We start from the raw sequence: 13,324 nt of genomic DNA, 5'->3' as shown, positions 1-13,324 counted from the left end.
GCTAAGAGGTTTCAGCGGATCCAGTGCCCTTCGCGCCAGTACCAGTTGGGGCCACGGGATTCCCAGTGCCCAGGCTCCCAGCGCGCGTTACGCACCACTTCCTGCCAGTGGCCCGGCACCCAGGCATACGCGCCGCGTTCCCATTGCCAGTGGCCACGGTCCCAGACAAAGCCTGGGCGTTCAGCCGGGATCACTTCAACGCGTTCGGCCGGTGGGGCCTGGCGGATGATCACTTCGGTCTGGGCAAAGGTCGGGGTGCTGACAAGCGCGGCGAAGGCCAGCGGGACCAGCAAGGCGTAGCGCAATTTGGCCAGTGGGTTCATGGCAACTCCTTCATACGGCGGACGAAAATGTTCGCATCTGATGGGTTGAACGCTGGGCACAGGAAAATCCGTCGCGAGAAACCCAAGTTTTTTCTCGACGCTGGAAGTATTGCTCAGGGGATGAATACGCTGGATGAAATGTTTGAAAGCATCGCGACGGATTTGCGCAGGTGGCTGCGTTCAAGACGTAACGCAGAACACACAATGAGGAAATATCATGACCCGTCGACTCTCTATGCTGGTTGCCGCCCTGCTGATTGTCAGCCTGAGCGGCTGCGTGATCCTGCCCGAACACCGGCATTGCTGCTGGCGCTACTACGGCGCAGTCGACACCTCGACCAGCAGCGTGAACAGCTAGCCTACCGCCGCAAAACCTCGGCGCCCGGCCTTGATCTCGGTGCGCAGTTCGCCAATAAGGTTTGAGATGGCACGGATGCTGTCCAGGCCTTGGGGCGAGACCCGGGTCAGCAACAGATCGACGCGACCCGACGTCGGCTCGAACACGCTGATGCGCAGCGAACCGTCGCTGTTGAGGCTGCAATCACAGGCCAGCGGCATGAAGCCGGTGGCCATGATCTTATTGAGTTCGTCGATCGCAATCATGCTGAGCCCCCGTCCCTGGGTCCGACCCTGTGGGTGTGATGCAACCAGCATAGATAAGGTTTTGCCTGCTACTGAACAATTAATTCAAAAGTGATACCTGCGCCGCATTTTGCCCGGTAAACGCTAGTGCGCTGGCGCCAAAAAGCCAGCACACAACCTCTCGTCTGCTGCTTTGGCAAGGGCTTGACTCACGATCTGTATCAAAAGACGCTCTTGGCTTTTAGTCATCACCCCGAGCCGCCCGCCATGAGCATTGTTCCCCCGAGCCAGCCCGACAGCGACGTGTACAAAACCCTGCTGGAGTCGACCAACGCCATCCCGTGGCGCATCGACTGGCAGAGCATGACCTTCAGCTACATCGGCCCGCAGATCGAAGCGCTGCTGGGCTGGACCCCGCAAAGCTGGGTGAGCGTGGATGACTGGGTCGAACGCATGCACCCGGACGACCGTGAATACATGGTGAATTTTTGTGTGTCGCAATCGCGCGCCGGCGTGGACCACGAAGCCGACTACCGCGCACTGACGGTCAACGGCGACTATGTATGGATCCGCGACGTGGTGCATGTGGTGCGCAAGGACGGCGAAGTCGAAGCCTTGATCGGCTTTATGTTCGATATCAGCGAACGCAAGAAGACCGAAGAGCACCTGATCCGCCTGCAAAAACAACTGGAGGAATACTCCTTCCAGGACGGCCTCACCGGCATCGCCAACCGCCGCATGTTCGACACCGTGCTCGAACGCGAATGGGCCAGTGCCCTGCGCAGCCAATTGCCGCTGTCGTTGATCATTCTGGATATCGACTTTTTCAAGCAGTACAACGACCACTACGGCCATATCAAGGGCGATGAAGCCTTGCGCCAGGTGGCCCGCACCTTGTCCCAGGCGGCCAACCGGCCACGGGATTTTATTGCGCGTATCGGCGGCGAGGAATTTGTGTGGTTGCTGCCCGAAACCGACGCAGCCTCAGCCCGGCAAGTGGCGCAACGCTGCCTGCACTTGATTTGCCAGCAGCAGATTGAACATGCCGTTTCGCCGGTCTCCAAGTTGCTGAGCCTGAGCCTGGGGGTAGGCACGCATACCGTGACGCCCAACAGCGACCTGCTGGCGTTCGTCGAGTCGGTCGACAAGTTGCTGTATCAGGCCAAACGCAATGGACGCATGCGCGCAGAGTTTGCCGAGAGTGAAGTTTGACGCCGAGGTCAAATTACGCGCAAAAAAAATCCCAAGTAGCTGATGGAAACTTGGGATTTAAAAATGCATAAACCGTGGGAGGTGAACGCCCGGCTATAGTAACGACTGTAAAAACCTGTAACAAGATTATTTTATTCCTTTCGTCGGATTAAAAGCCGCGTAAGTCATTCAATAACCACACAATTTTTAAGGCAGCCAAGCCATAAAGTGCCACTTTTTGGTGCAATAAGCCTATATAACCCTTATCACTTCGTGGCTATATATCCATTATTCAAATGGGGTTATTGCTTATAACGGCGCGACACTCTCGCTGTAACGCTTTCTGAGTTGTTTACAGGCTTCAAGCGAATCCAGAGCGGTCGTCGAAGTAGCACGGGCCACACTTTCAAGGTGTTGGCACAGCACCAGGCGTTCGGCCGCCTCTTCCCGTTCCAGGTCGACCTGAGCATTGAAGCGCATAAACAAGACGCCCAGCAGCACCGCGGCGCACACAACCCCGATCGCCGCATAGCGAAGGCCGTTGTTGGACGGAGGTTCTGCCGGGTTCATGATTCAGGGCGCCCTGCTCTTTTCATAGCGCACATCGTCGCCATCGACCCGGCCCACCTGCGTCCAACCCAAACGCTGATAAAACCCGTTGGCGCGGATGTCATCGCGCCCGTCGGTGATCAGGTACAGCGTCTGGTGGTGCTCAAACAGCGCGTTTTCAGCCATCGCCATGAGTTGGCGGCCCAGACCCCGGCCTTCATAGGCGGGCAGTACGAACATCGCAAATACCTCGCCGCTGTCAAAGTTGACCATCGAAAAAGCAGCCGGCTCGCCCTCCACTTCTGCCAGCCAGACACACGGCGCTTCGCGGATGCTGTCTGCCAGCACCTGTGGCGTAATGCCCAGATCCGCCATCTGCTCACGGCTCAAGTGGTTCTGCACCACGGCGGTGCGAATGGCGAACAACGTGTCGATATCCGCCAACGTCGCCAGCCGAATAAGGGTTTGCATAGATGCCTCCTCCGTGAATGCACGCAATTGTATGTAAATAGAAACACAGAGATTGTCGTGGATTTGTAAGAGAAGGCGCTCGACTACAGGGGTTTTGCCTGTTGTTGACGCCGAAACTGCCCTGGCGCAAGGCCATGGGCCTTGCGAAAACAGCGGGAGAAATACGCCTCGTCGGTAAACCCGCAACGCAGGGCCACTGCACCGATCATCTGCGCGGTGTTGAGCAATAAGGTGCGCGCCAACTGCATGCGGCGATCGAGCACCCATTGGGAGAAGGGTTTGCCGGTTTCTTTGCTCAGCAGGTGGGTGAGGTAGTTGGGTGACAGGAACGCAGCGGCCGCAGCATCAGTAAGATTAAGGCTCGGCTCATGCAGATGCTCGCGGATATAGCCGTGCACCCGTGCCAAGGCGTCTTTGCGCCCACGCCGGGTGGCGTTATTGGCGGCGAACGCCTGCAAGGGTTCGGCGTACTGCTGGCAAACCAACCCGATCAGTTGGAACAAGTAGCCCTTCAAGCGCTCACGGGCGCCGAAGGTGCGCTGGGCGTCCAGGGTGCGCATATGGCCGAGCCAGGTGTGCACTTGCTCAAAGTCCGCGTCATCAAGGATGAAGTCCAGGTGCTCCTGAAAACGAAACGGTGACAGCTCCGGCGCCTGGCTGATGGGGATGTCTTCCAGGTCCAACGGATCGCAGGTGAGCTGTGGCAGGAAGAACGCCTGGCTGAAGTTGATCAGCATGAACTCGCCGTCTTGCGGGTGGGGAATCACATGCAGGCGATGGGGCAGGATAAACGCCATGGCTTTGTGCGGGAACGGACGCACCGCGCCGCCGATATGTTGCACGGTGTCGCCGCCCAGGTTGATCTGGATCTGGAAGTATTCATGCCGATGCGGGCTGGTCAGCGCCGCCCGCCCGCGCTTGTCGCGGATATAGAAGTCGGGGCGGTCGCTGCGTTGTTCCATGCCATAGGTGGTGACGCGGGTGCCTGGCATAACGGTCTCTCGAATGGCCTGGGCACCACTTTAGCCTCAACCCTGGCTTAGGGTGAAACTCAACTGGCCGATGCCGTCGATGCCGGCGGTCACCACATCCCCAAGCTGCAACGCGCCGACGCCCGCCGGGGTGCCGGTAAAGATCAAGTCTCCTGCCTTGAGCGCCACGGATTTTGAGGCGTAGCTGATGATCTCGCTCACCGACCAGATCAGGTCAGCCAGGTCGCCGAACTGGCGCTGCTCACCATTGACCTTGAGCCAGATCTTGCCGCTGGCCGGGTGACCGATGACGCTCGCAGGTTGCAAGGCGGTGCTGGGCGCTGATGCATCGAACGACTTGCCCCAATCCCATGGGCGCGCGAGTTTTTTCGCCTCGGCCTGCAGGTCGCGACGGGTCAAGTCGATGCCGACGCCATACCCCCAGATATGCGACAAGGCGTCTTCAGGACTGATATCCACCCCGCCCTTGCCGATGGCCACCACCAGTTCCACCTCATGGTGCAGGTCGGCGGTCAGTGGCGGATAAGCGATCACGCCTTCGGCCGGCACCACCGCATCCGCCGGTTTCATGAAGAAAAATGGCGGTTCGCGATCCGGGTCATGCCCCATTTCGCGGGCGTGTTCACTGTAGTTACGGCCCACGCAGAACACGCGACGCAGCGGGAAACGTGCGTCGCTGCCCTGTACGGCCAGGGATGGGGTTGGCGCGGGGGTGAATACGTAATCAGTCATGGCCTGTGCCTCTTGGTTTACCTGGCGCCAGTATGGCCAGCAGCGCCAAGGCAAAGTTGGACAGGCTTACGCAGATTTTGCACTGGCCGGTGTTTGTATCCGCAACGCTCGATCAAGCCAGCGATACAGCGGCAGGCAGGCGGCCTGGATCAATAACATGCGGATAATCTGCATCGCCGTCACCAGCGTGACTGCCAGCCCAAGCGCCTCGGCGGTCAAGCTCATTTCCGGCGCACTACCGGGCATCATGCCCAGCGCCAGCGACAACCACGAGAATCCCAAACCGGCACCCAGGCCCCATGCGGCCAGTGCGGTAGCAATTACCGAACCTGCCAGCAGCAACAGCACCTTCAACAGAAAACCGGGTGCGCGGCGCAAAAAGCTGCGGTCGAACGTGGCGCCCAGCGCACACCCTATCAACAGTTGCCCGCAGCCACTGAGCCAAATGGGCATGCTCATCGACAGATTGTTGCAACCCACGCCGACCGCACAGATCAGCAACGGCCCAAACGTCCAGGGATTAGGCAGGTTGCAACGCTTGAACGCCAACGCCGCCAGCAAGCCCATGGCCAGGATGAAAATCAGCCACGGCCAGACCACCGGCAACGGCGTGCGCACAACGCTATGTGCCACACCAAAGTTTGCAGCAGCAGGCACTGCCAGCAGGATGAGCAACAACCGCAGACTGTGGGCGGCGGCGATGAAACTGGTGTCGGCCTGGCGTTGCTGGCCCAGGTGCACCATCTCGGTGGAATTGGCAGGCATCAAGGCGAAAAATGCGGTGGGCAGCGGTACGCCCCACCGATGCAGAACCAGCACCGAGCACAGTGCCAGCACCAGCGTCAGCAGGACAGCCGTGCCGATCAAGCCAAAGTGGGCCGCCACTTCCTGCATGACCGGCAACGTGAAGTGGCAACCGATGGCCACCGCCACAATCAACTGCCCGGCTTTGCGCCCGTGAGGTATTTGCGGTACCAGGCCGCCGCCACAACGTGTCAGCAAAACTGCCAGCAATGAACCTATAACCCAAGGCAAAGGCCAGCCCGCCCAGTGGGCAAGGCCGCCGCCCAAGGCACCGACGATCAGCGTTACAGGCCAGTAAAAGCGAGGGTCACGGGGCATGATGAAATCCGACATGGAGAAGAATGCCGACAGGTTATAGACTTGCGCTCATCACAAAAAATATCCATTTGTGAAGCCTATTATCATTCTTTTTTATGTGAGCCCTATGAATCTTAAAGCGCTGGAGTACTGCGTGGAAATTGCTCGCCAAGGCAGTTTCACTAAAGCCGCGCAGGCCTTGCACGTAGCCCAGCCGGCCCTGAGCATGGCGGTCAGCCGCTTGGAAGATGAGTTGGGGGTGGCGCTGTTCAACCGGGCCACACGCCAGATTAGTGTCACGGCCGAAGGCCAACTGTTTCTGGCCCATGCCGAAAAATGTTTGCAGGGCCTCGCCGGCGCCCGCCGCGAACTGCAGGACCTGGACCAATTGCACAGCGGCGAAATCCGCGTCGGCGTGCCGCCCATGTATGGCATCCGGCACATTCCCGAATTGCTGATGCAATTTCGCGCGCGCTATCCGGGGATTGCCATGCATGTGGTGGAGGGCAGTGCCGATGACATCAGCGAACGCCTGGCCACACGCAACATTGACGTGGCGCTGCTGGAGTCACGGCGGGTCAATCCGCAGTGGCAATCGGAATGGCTCGGCAGTGATGAGATGGTGCTGTGCATGAACCAGGAGCATGCATTGGCCGGGTTCGCCTCAATCCCGGCAGAACGCTTGCAGGGCCAGGCCATGTTGGTGTTCGACAACACCTTCCTGCAACGCCACCTGCTGGATGCTTTTTGCAGCAACGCGTGCGTGCAGTTCAGCATTGCCCTGGAAAGCAACTTCGTGCCGCTGGTAATCGCCGCCACGCGCAACGGCATGGGCGCGTCCACCCTCTTGCGCTCGGTTCAAATCCAGGAAGCGGGACTGGTGGGTGTTTCCTTCGAGCCCGCGCAGTTCATGCACTTCAACCTGTGCTGGCGTGCCAATGAGTACCTGTCGCAGGCCAATCGGCGTTTTATCGAAATAGCCCGGGCGTTTTTCCAGGAGGACGCCGGTTCGCCGCTGTCACGTTGAACCGGCGCAGCGATCATTTGCGCGCCACTTTGTAGCGCAGGCAATCCTGGTAAAAACTCTGGCGGATGACTTCGGGCTTGAGCCGTGAGCGGCTGTCGTAGGTCTGCTCGGTGATACCCATGGCCATCATGCGCATCCACGACTTGCTGAACTTGATGGTCTGGATCTTCTGCCGCGCGGCATACAGCGACACGCCCGACAGCTTGAGTTCCTGAGCCCTGGCGGCGGTGCCGGCGCCCCAACTGCACATGTACTTGTCGCCCTCGCGCAACTCCCGTGCCTGCACGGTAGCCGCGCCGCCAGCCAGGGAGCAGGCGATCAGCATCATTCCAACAGTGCGCATTTGCATCCCCACCTAACCACCTGAAAATAAAAGTGATTTTGGCGGGGATTTTGTTACAAAGGGGCCATTAAATTGCCTTACTGGCAATTATCACCACTGGTAAGTGGCACTCGCCTGCACGGTACGCTGCGAGCCATACCAGCACCACGAATAGGAGTAGCACGAGGCCACGTATTCCTTGTTCGCCAGGTTGGTGGCGTTCAGCGCCAGGCGCAGGTTGTCTTTGGGGTTGGCGATATTCGGAATGTCGTAGTGCACCGCCGCATCCATCAAGGTGTAGCCAGGCACTTTCAGGGTGTTGGCGGTATCGCCCCAGGACGACCCCACATAGCGCGCGCCGGCACCCACGCCGAAGCCCTTGAGCCGGCCATCGTGGAAGGTGTAGTCGGCCCACGCCGAGGCCGTATGGCGTGGCACGCCGTAGGTGGTGGTGCCCTCAACGGGAACCGCCGGCCCGGTGCCGATATCGCTGATCGGCGCATAGCGGACGGTGCTGTTGGATTTGCTCGCGCGGTTGTCCAGGTACGCATAAGCCGCAGTAATGTCCAGGTTGTCGTTGAGGCTGGCCTTGCCTTCCAGTTCAAAGCCACGGGACTGTTGCTCGCCGTCCTGGATCTGGCAGCGACCACTGCCACACAGGTGCGTCGGGTCCGGGTCCATGGTCGGCACGTTGGATTGGCGCAGGTCGAAAATCGCCGCGGTGATAAAGCTGTTACTGCCCGGCGGCTGGTACTTGATGCCGACTTCGTACTGTTTGCCTTCGGTGGGCTTGAACACCGAACCGCCATAACCGGTGCCCGATTGCGGGTTGAACGACTCCGCATAGCTGGCATACGGCGCCAGGCCATTATCGAACAGGTAAACCAGGCCAATGCGTCCGGTGAATGCCTTGCTGTCCAGCGACGACTTGCTCTTGGCGCCGGAGCTGATGGTTTTGGTGGTGCTGTCGGTGCTGGCCCAGTCATAACGACCGCCCAGCAACAGCACCCATTGGTCCCACTTCATTTGCTCTTGCAGGTAAACACCGGTCTGCTCGCTGCGCGCGGTGGCGTCGGTGCTGAACGCGGGCGTGGTGACCGGTGCGCCGTAGACCGGGTCGAAGATATCCAGGTTCGGGCCACTGCCATACCCGGTTTTGGTGTCGGTGCGGGTGTTCTGGTAATCGAGCCCCATCAACAGCGTGTGCTGCAACGAGCCAGTGTCGAATTTGGCCTGCACCTGGTTATCGAGGGTGTAAGCGTCCATGTCCACATCGGCAGCGATGGTGGAGCGCTTGGAGGTGCGGTAATCGCCCATCAGGTAGCTGTTGTAGATGCTGCGATAGACGCCCTCGGCCCGCAGGTAGCGGGCGTTCTGGCGCAGCGTCCAGACGTCGTTGAAGTAATGTTCGAAGGCATAGCCGAGGGAGTAATGCTCGCGGTCGCTTTTCTCGAAGTTCTTTTCACCGTCGTAAAAATCCACATCGATCTTGCGTCCGGTAGGGCTGCGCAGCACCGAGCCCCAGGCCGGCACCGACCCGTACGACGCGCCCTTCGGGTCTTTCTGGAAATGCCCGAGCAAGGTCAGCGAGGTAGCATCGTCCGGGCGCCAGGTGAAGGCGCTGGACAGCGACTGGCGGCGAGTCTCGGTGTGTTCAACCTGGCCATCGGCATCATCGAACAACCCAGCCACGCGGTAGGCATACACACCTTGATCATCAAGCGGGCCGCTCAGATCGAAGGTGGTGCGCTTCTTGTTGAAAGTGCCGTATTCCACGCCGACTTCATGAAGCGGCGTGTCCAACGGGCGTTTGGTGACCATGTTGATCACCCCGCTTGGCGTGCCCTGCCCGTACAGCACCGAGGCTGGGCCGCGCAGTACTTCGACGCGCTCCAGGTCGAAGGCGTCTTTCTGTGGCAAGGCATCCCGGCTTGACGGCATGCGCAGGCCATCCAGATAAGTAGCCGGGGCGAAACCACGGATGGTCAACTGGTCAAGGCGCGAGGCCGTAGCGCCACGGGTTTCGGGGACCACGGCCGCGCTGTAACGCAGGATCTGGTTGAGGCTTTCGGCGTTTTGCGCACGCATCTGGTCCTTGGTGACCACCGAAATCGACTGCGGCGTCTCGATCAGCGCGGTATCGGTCTTGGTGCCCGACAGGCTGCGGGTGGCGACATAACCCGCCACCGGCCCGGTGGGGCTTTCGCTCTGGTAGGCGCCGCTGATGGTGGTGGCCTGCAACTGCATGGCGCCGCCATCGTCCGGGAGCGCTTCGAGGCGGTAACGGTCGGCGGAGATCTTGATGGCCTGCAAGCCACTGCCCGCGAGCACTTGCGCGAGTGCCACGTCGGTGTCGTATTGCCCGCTCACACCGTTACTGTGCTTGCCGCGCGTCAAGCCTGCATCAAACGCCAGTACCAGCGCGGCCTGCTCGGCGAGGCTATTGAGGGATTGGCTCAAATCACCGGCAGGAATCGAGAACCGGCGCAACGCACTGCCAGTTTCTTCGGCAAAGGATGGCTGGACGGCGAACAACGGCACAGCGGCAAAAGCCATCGCCACTGACAGGGCCAGTGGGTGCAAGGGACGAGCAAGGCGCGACATGGGAAATCCTGCGTAATGGAGGTTCTATTAACCATGACGGCCATGTCGCGGAATCGGGCAAGGATGCGAGTCATTTTTATTTGAGGTGTTTTATTGCAATGAGTTGGATCGCTTTTTTGCGTAGTCCTTCGGGATAGTTTTTCGCGTTTTTTACCCGCCCTGCGTCATCCCATTCTGATTTTTCCAACCATTCGTCCAGCGGCTTTTTCCTGCAGCAGACTCCGACGCCTTGCCATTTTTGCCGAGACGTCACGGATGACCAACGCTGCCCACATCGCCTTTATCGAACATGAGCTGAATGGCTTTCATCAGAGCCTGGCGGAGTATCGCCGGCAGATGGACGCCTGGTATGCGCGTGCGCTGGACACGCTAAGCCATGCTGCGGATATGCCGTCGCTGCTGAGGATGGACCGCGTGCTACGGGTTGGTGATGCGCAGCAGAGCGTCAGTATTTCCGACATGGGCTTTTCCACCGTAGCCCTGTGCCCGGTGGGCGGCGAGCTGAAAATCCAGAGCCTGTTCGAATCGGCGTATGACGTGCCGATCGGCAATATCCTGGTTGAGGTCATCCGGCTGGATGACGGCAGTTCCACGCTTGTCATGCTCGATGAGCACGGCAAGGGTTCGCATTTTTGTGCCGCAGGTGGGCGCTATCAGGTGCGGGTGCAGGGCGGCGTTTCTGCGCAGCAAGTGGACGCGCTGTTTGCCTCCTACGCCGGGCTGACGGCCGACCTGGAGCACTGGCTGCGCGAGCAGTGGAAGGATTTCAAACCCTATTGGCAGCAATCGACCGCCACCGCGATTGGCAGCGGTGTGCTGGCGGGCAGTTGGGCGGCAATCCGCGATGTATGGGACAGCATCAAGCTGGTTCAGGCGATTCTTGAAGACCCACTGAAATTCGCTGAGCAACTCGGCGCCGAGGCCGCCAAGTTGGCGCAGTTGGCTACCGATGCGCCCAAGGTCATGGAACAGGCCATGTTACTGGCCAGCGATGAGGCCGCGCTGTACCTGATGCTGCGCACCGCGATGCTCTGGCTGGACGCGCTGCCACCCGGCGAAATCGCGGAGACAGCGGCAGGGTTTGTAGTGTCGCTGCTGATTGATCTGGTGATCGGCGCGGTACTGACCATCGCGTTACCGGCAGCCGGCGTGGCTTATCTCAGTTTGCGGCTGGTCAAGTACGGCGCGCGGGTTTTGGATGCCGCTGTGGGTTTTGTCAGGAGCCTGCTCGGGATTCTGACCACATTCATGCAGGCGGTGGACCGTTACAAGGCGGTGGCAGTTCGCGGTGTGGTTGGCGGGCTGAAGCAAGGCACGCTGCAAATGCGTTGGCGGGCGCGGCAGAACGCGGCGGTGAAGCAAAAAGAACACGTTGACGATGCGCCGGCTTCGGCCAAGAACCTCAATGGCGATGCGGCAGCCCCTGCGGACAAAACCGTTACCAACGGTTGCCCGGTGTCGATGGTTACTGGCGAGGAATTGCTGACCCTCACCGACGGCACGCTGGACGGGGTTTTGCCGTTTGAGTGGACGCGGTTGTATCGCACCAGTGCGGTGGAAGTGGATGGCGGGTTGGGGTTTGGCTGGAGCCATTCGCTGGCGCACAGGCTTTCTGTTTCCGGTGATTCGGTGGTGTGGACGGATCATGAGAATCGCCGTACCGAGTTTCCGTTGCCTACCGCCGCTCGACCGGCGATTACTAATAGCTTGGCCGAAGCGGCGATCTATTTGGGTGACTTGCCCGATGAACTGGTGCTGGCCCAGGCGTCGCGGTTTTATCACTTTCACGATGGCGTGCTGGTTGCCATCAGCGATGCGTATGACAACCGCCTGCGAGTTTTTCACGATCGTTTGGGGCGGGTTGAGCGGCTGGATAACGGCGTGGGGCGCTCGCTGTTTTTACGATATGAGTTTGGCCGCATTGTGGCGGTGGACTATCAGGTTCATCGGGCCAAAGGGCATGAACCCTTCGAATGGGTGACGGAGCAGAAGGTTGTTTCCTACGCCTATGACGACCTTGGCCGATTGGTTTCTGCGACCAATGCTGTGGGTGAAAGCGAGGTTTATCGGTACGACGAGCAGCACGTCATTCTTGAACGTGGGTTGGCCGGTGGCGCGAGCTTCTTTTGGGAGTGGGAACGGGCTGGCAAGGCGGCGCGGTGTGTTCGGCATTGGGCCAGCTTTTCGCAGATGGATACGCGGTATGCCTGGGGTGACGACGGCAGGGTTACGGTTAATAACGCTGATGGCAGCCGGGAAGTTTACGTCCACGATGACCGCGCACGGCTGGTGCAGCGCATTGATCCGGACGGTGCTGAATACTTCAAGTCTTATGACGATAAGGGTCGGCTGACAGTCGAGCAGGACCCGCTTGGGGCGGTGACGGCGTACCAGTACGAAGACGCCGGACGCTTGGTGGCGATGTTTCCGGGGGACGACGAGCCGACGTCCTACGAGCATGACAACGGGTTCGTTCGGGTGGTACGCCGTGGTGAGGCGGTTTGGAAATACGAGCGTAACGATCAGGGCGACGTCATTCGCAAGACCGATCCTGACGGCAATATTACGGACTACAGCTACAACAAATATGGGCAGCTGACGGGGGTTTGGTTTCCCGATAACAGTTGCCATCGGCTGATCTGGAATGAGCGTGGGCAGTTGCTTAAAGAGCTGCTGCCCAATGGTGGTAGCAAGCGTTATCGCTATGACGATCTTGGTCGTCAGGTTGCCCGCGAGGATGAGCAAGGTGCCCTGACCCAGTTTCAGTGGGACAGCGTGGGGCGGTTGATTCGTGTCGTTTTGCCCGGTGGCGCGACGCGCGAATACACCTACAACGCCTACGGAAAAATCACCGCCGAACACGACGAACTCGCCCACGTCACCCGCTACGAATACGCCGACGGCCTGCACCTGATCAGCCGCCGTATCAACGCCGATGGCACCCACGTTAAGTACCGCTACGACAATGCGCGCCTGCTGCTGACCTCAATCGAAAACGAGGTAGGCGAAACCTACCGGCTTGATTACCACCCCAACGGCCTGATCCAGCAGGAAATCGGCTTTGACGGCCAGCGCACGGCTTACGTGTATGACCTCAACGGCAACCTATCGGAGAAAACCGAACACGGCGACGACGGCAGTCAGCTCGTTACCCGCTACGCGCGAGACCACGCCGGCCGCCTAGTAAGAAAAACCCTGCCAGACGGCAACATTGTCGACTATGCCTACGACCGCCAAGGCAATCTCCTCAGCGTCGACGACGGCCACTGGGCGTTAGCCTACGAATACGACCCACAAAACCGCCTCACCGCCGAACACCAAGGCTGGGGCACATTGCGCTATGGCTATGACGCCTGCGGGCAGCTTAAAAACCTGCGCCTGCCGGACAACAACCGCCTCACCTTCAACCACGACAAAGGCGGCCACCTTG

13 protein-coding genes are annotated in these 13,324 nt (G+C 59.7%); 4 read left to right on the top strand and 9 right to left on the bottom strand.

The window, feature by feature from the left end; all coding sequences use genetic code 11:
- Window positions 1–11 precede the first annotated feature (11 nt).
- Window positions 12–323 carry a YXWGXW repeat-containing protein gene (locus K0H48_RS08470; RefSeq protein ID WP_099547786.1) on the bottom strand — a complete coding sequence of 104 codons (312 nt, stop codon included), beginning with the start codon at window positions 321–323 and terminating at the stop codon, window positions 12–14.
- A gap of 217 nt (window positions 324–540) precedes the next feature.
- Between K0H48_RS08470 and K0H48_RS08465 the strand changes: the two genes are divergently transcribed.
- Complete coding sequence (locus tag K0H48_RS08465; protein ID WP_178112676.1) at window positions 541–681, top strand: hypothetical protein; 141 nt, start codon at window positions 541–543, stop codon at window positions 679–681.
- Here K0H48_RS08465 and K0H48_RS08460 read toward each other — a convergent pair.
- A complete protein-coding gene (locus K0H48_RS08460; protein ID WP_138815854.1) occupies window positions 678–926 on the bottom strand; it encodes a DUF1652 domain-containing protein in 249 nt (82 codons plus the stop codon). The genes K0H48_RS08465 and K0H48_RS08460 overlap by 4 nt on opposite strands.
- 246 nt (window positions 927–1,172) lie before the next feature.
- On the opposite strand from K0H48_RS08460, the gene K0H48_RS08455 reads away from it, so the two are divergent.
- Window positions 1,173–2,117: a sensor domain-containing diguanylate cyclase gene (locus K0H48_RS08455; RefSeq protein WP_219267109.1), complete on the top strand. Its 945-nt coding sequence runs from the start codon at window positions 1,173–1,175 to the stop codon at window positions 2,115–2,117.
- 288 nt (window positions 2,118–2,405) lie between these two features.
- Here the strand turns inward: K0H48_RS08455 and K0H48_RS08450 are convergent, their stop codons facing one another.
- From K0H48_RS08450 to K0H48_RS08430, 5 genes are all read right to left on the bottom strand, one after another.
- Window positions 2,406–2,666, bottom strand: a complete 261-nt coding sequence (locus tag K0H48_RS08450) for a hypothetical protein (RefSeq protein ID WP_219267108.1) — start codon at window positions 2,664–2,666, stop codon at window positions 2,406–2,408.
- 3 nt (window positions 2,667–2,669) lie between these two features.
- The gene (locus K0H48_RS08445; RefSeq protein WP_219267107.1) at window positions 2,670–3,116 is read right to left on the bottom strand and encodes a GNAT family N-acetyltransferase; all 447 of its coding nucleotides are present in this window, start codon (window positions 3,114–3,116) and stop codon (window positions 2,670–2,672) included.
- An 83-nt stretch (window positions 3,117–3,199) separates the two neighbouring features.
- A complete protein-coding gene (locus tag K0H48_RS08440) occupies window positions 3,200–4,108 on the bottom strand; it encodes an AraC family transcriptional regulator (protein WP_219267106.1) in 909 nt (302 codons plus the stop codon).
- A gap of 36 nt (window positions 4,109–4,144) precedes the next feature.
- Complete coding sequence (locus tag K0H48_RS08435) at window positions 4,145–4,840, bottom strand: fumarylacetoacetate hydrolase family protein (RefSeq protein WP_219267105.1); 696 nt, start codon at window positions 4,838–4,840, stop codon at window positions 4,145–4,147.
- Window positions 4,841–4,906: 66 nt separating this feature from the next.
- Window positions 4,907–5,962: an AbrB family transcriptional regulator gene (locus K0H48_RS08430; RefSeq protein WP_219267104.1), complete on the bottom strand. Its 1,056-nt coding sequence runs from the start codon at window positions 5,960–5,962 to the stop codon at window positions 4,907–4,909.
- Window positions 5,963–6,068: 106 nt separating this feature from the next.
- Here K0H48_RS08430 and K0H48_RS08425 point away from each other — a divergent pair, with 106 nt between their 5' ends.
- Window positions 6,069–6,968, top strand: a complete 900-nt coding sequence (locus tag K0H48_RS08425; RefSeq protein ID WP_219267103.1) for a LysR family transcriptional regulator — start codon at window positions 6,069–6,071, stop codon at window positions 6,966–6,968.
- Window positions 6,969–6,981: 13 nt separating this feature from the next.
- Here the strand turns inward: K0H48_RS08425 and K0H48_RS08420 are convergent, their stop codons facing one another.
- Window positions 6,982–7,311 (bottom strand): hypothetical protein, encoded by a 330-nt coding sequence (locus tag K0H48_RS08420; protein ID WP_219267102.1) that lies wholly within the window; start codon window positions 7,309–7,311, stop codon window positions 6,982–6,984.
- A 90-nt stretch (window positions 7,312–7,401) separates the two neighbouring features.
- Complete coding sequence (locus tag K0H48_RS08415) at window positions 7,402–9,894, bottom strand: TonB-dependent siderophore receptor (protein WP_219267101.1); 2,493 nt, start codon at window positions 9,892–9,894, stop codon at window positions 7,402–7,404.
- 255 nt (window positions 9,895–10,149) lie between these two features.
- Here K0H48_RS08415 and K0H48_RS08410 point away from each other — a divergent pair.
- Window positions 10,150–13,324: DUF6531 domain-containing protein (locus K0H48_RS08410; protein WP_219267100.1), on the top strand; the 3,175-nt coding region annotated here is incomplete at its 3' end.

This window comes from Pseudomonas sp. Xaverov 259, from assembly GCF_019352915.1.
Classification (GTDB): domain Bacteria; phylum Pseudomonadota; class Gammaproteobacteria; order Pseudomonadales; family Pseudomonadaceae; genus Aquipseudomonas.
Note: the sequence above shows the minus strand (reverse complement) of the source record. Positions and strands in the feature narration are given on the sequence as shown.

Excerpts from the sequence above, each read along its gene's own strand:
- K0H48_RS08470 (WP_099547786.1), bottom strand. The coding sequence starts at position 323 with ATGAACCCACTGGCCAAATTGCGCTACGCCTTGCTGGTCCCGCTGGCC.
- K0H48_RS08465 (WP_178112676.1), top strand. The coding sequence starts at position 541 with ATGACCCGTCGACTCTCTATGCTGGTTGCCGCCCTGCTGATTGTCAGC.
- K0H48_RS08460 (WP_138815854.1), bottom strand. The coding sequence starts at position 926 with ATGATTGCGATCGACGAACTCAATAAGATCATGGCCACCGGCTTCATG.
- K0H48_RS08455 (WP_219267109.1), top strand. The coding sequence starts at position 1,173 with ATGAGCATTGTTCCCCCGAGCCAGCCCGACAGCGACGTGTACAAAACC.
- K0H48_RS08450 (WP_219267108.1), bottom strand. The coding sequence starts at position 2,666 with ATGAACCCGGCAGAACCTCCGTCCAACAACGGCCTTCGCTATGCGGCG.
- K0H48_RS08445 (WP_219267107.1), bottom strand. The coding sequence starts at position 3,116 with ATGCAAACCCTTATTCGGCTGGCGACGTTGGCGGATATCGACACGTTG.
- K0H48_RS08440 (WP_219267106.1), bottom strand. The coding sequence starts at position 4,108 with ATGCCAGGCACCCGCGTCACCACCTATGGCATGGAACAACGCAGCGAC.
- K0H48_RS08435 (WP_219267105.1), bottom strand. The coding sequence starts at position 4,840 with ATGACTGATTACGTATTCACCCCCGCGCCAACCCCATCCCTGGCCGTA.
- K0H48_RS08430 (WP_219267104.1), bottom strand. The coding sequence starts at position 5,962 with ATGCCCCGTGACCCTCGCTTTTACTGGCCTGTAACGCTGATCGTCGGT.
- K0H48_RS08425 (WP_219267103.1), top strand. The coding sequence starts at position 6,069 with ATGAATCTTAAAGCGCTGGAGTACTGCGTGGAAATTGCTCGCCAAGGC.
- K0H48_RS08420 (WP_219267102.1), bottom strand. The coding sequence starts at position 7,311 with ATGCGCACTGTTGGAATGATGCTGATCGCCTGCTCCCTGGCTGGCGGC.
- K0H48_RS08415 (WP_219267101.1), bottom strand. The coding sequence starts at position 9,894 with ATGTCGCGCCTTGCTCGTCCCTTGCACCCACTGGCCCTGTCAGTGGCG.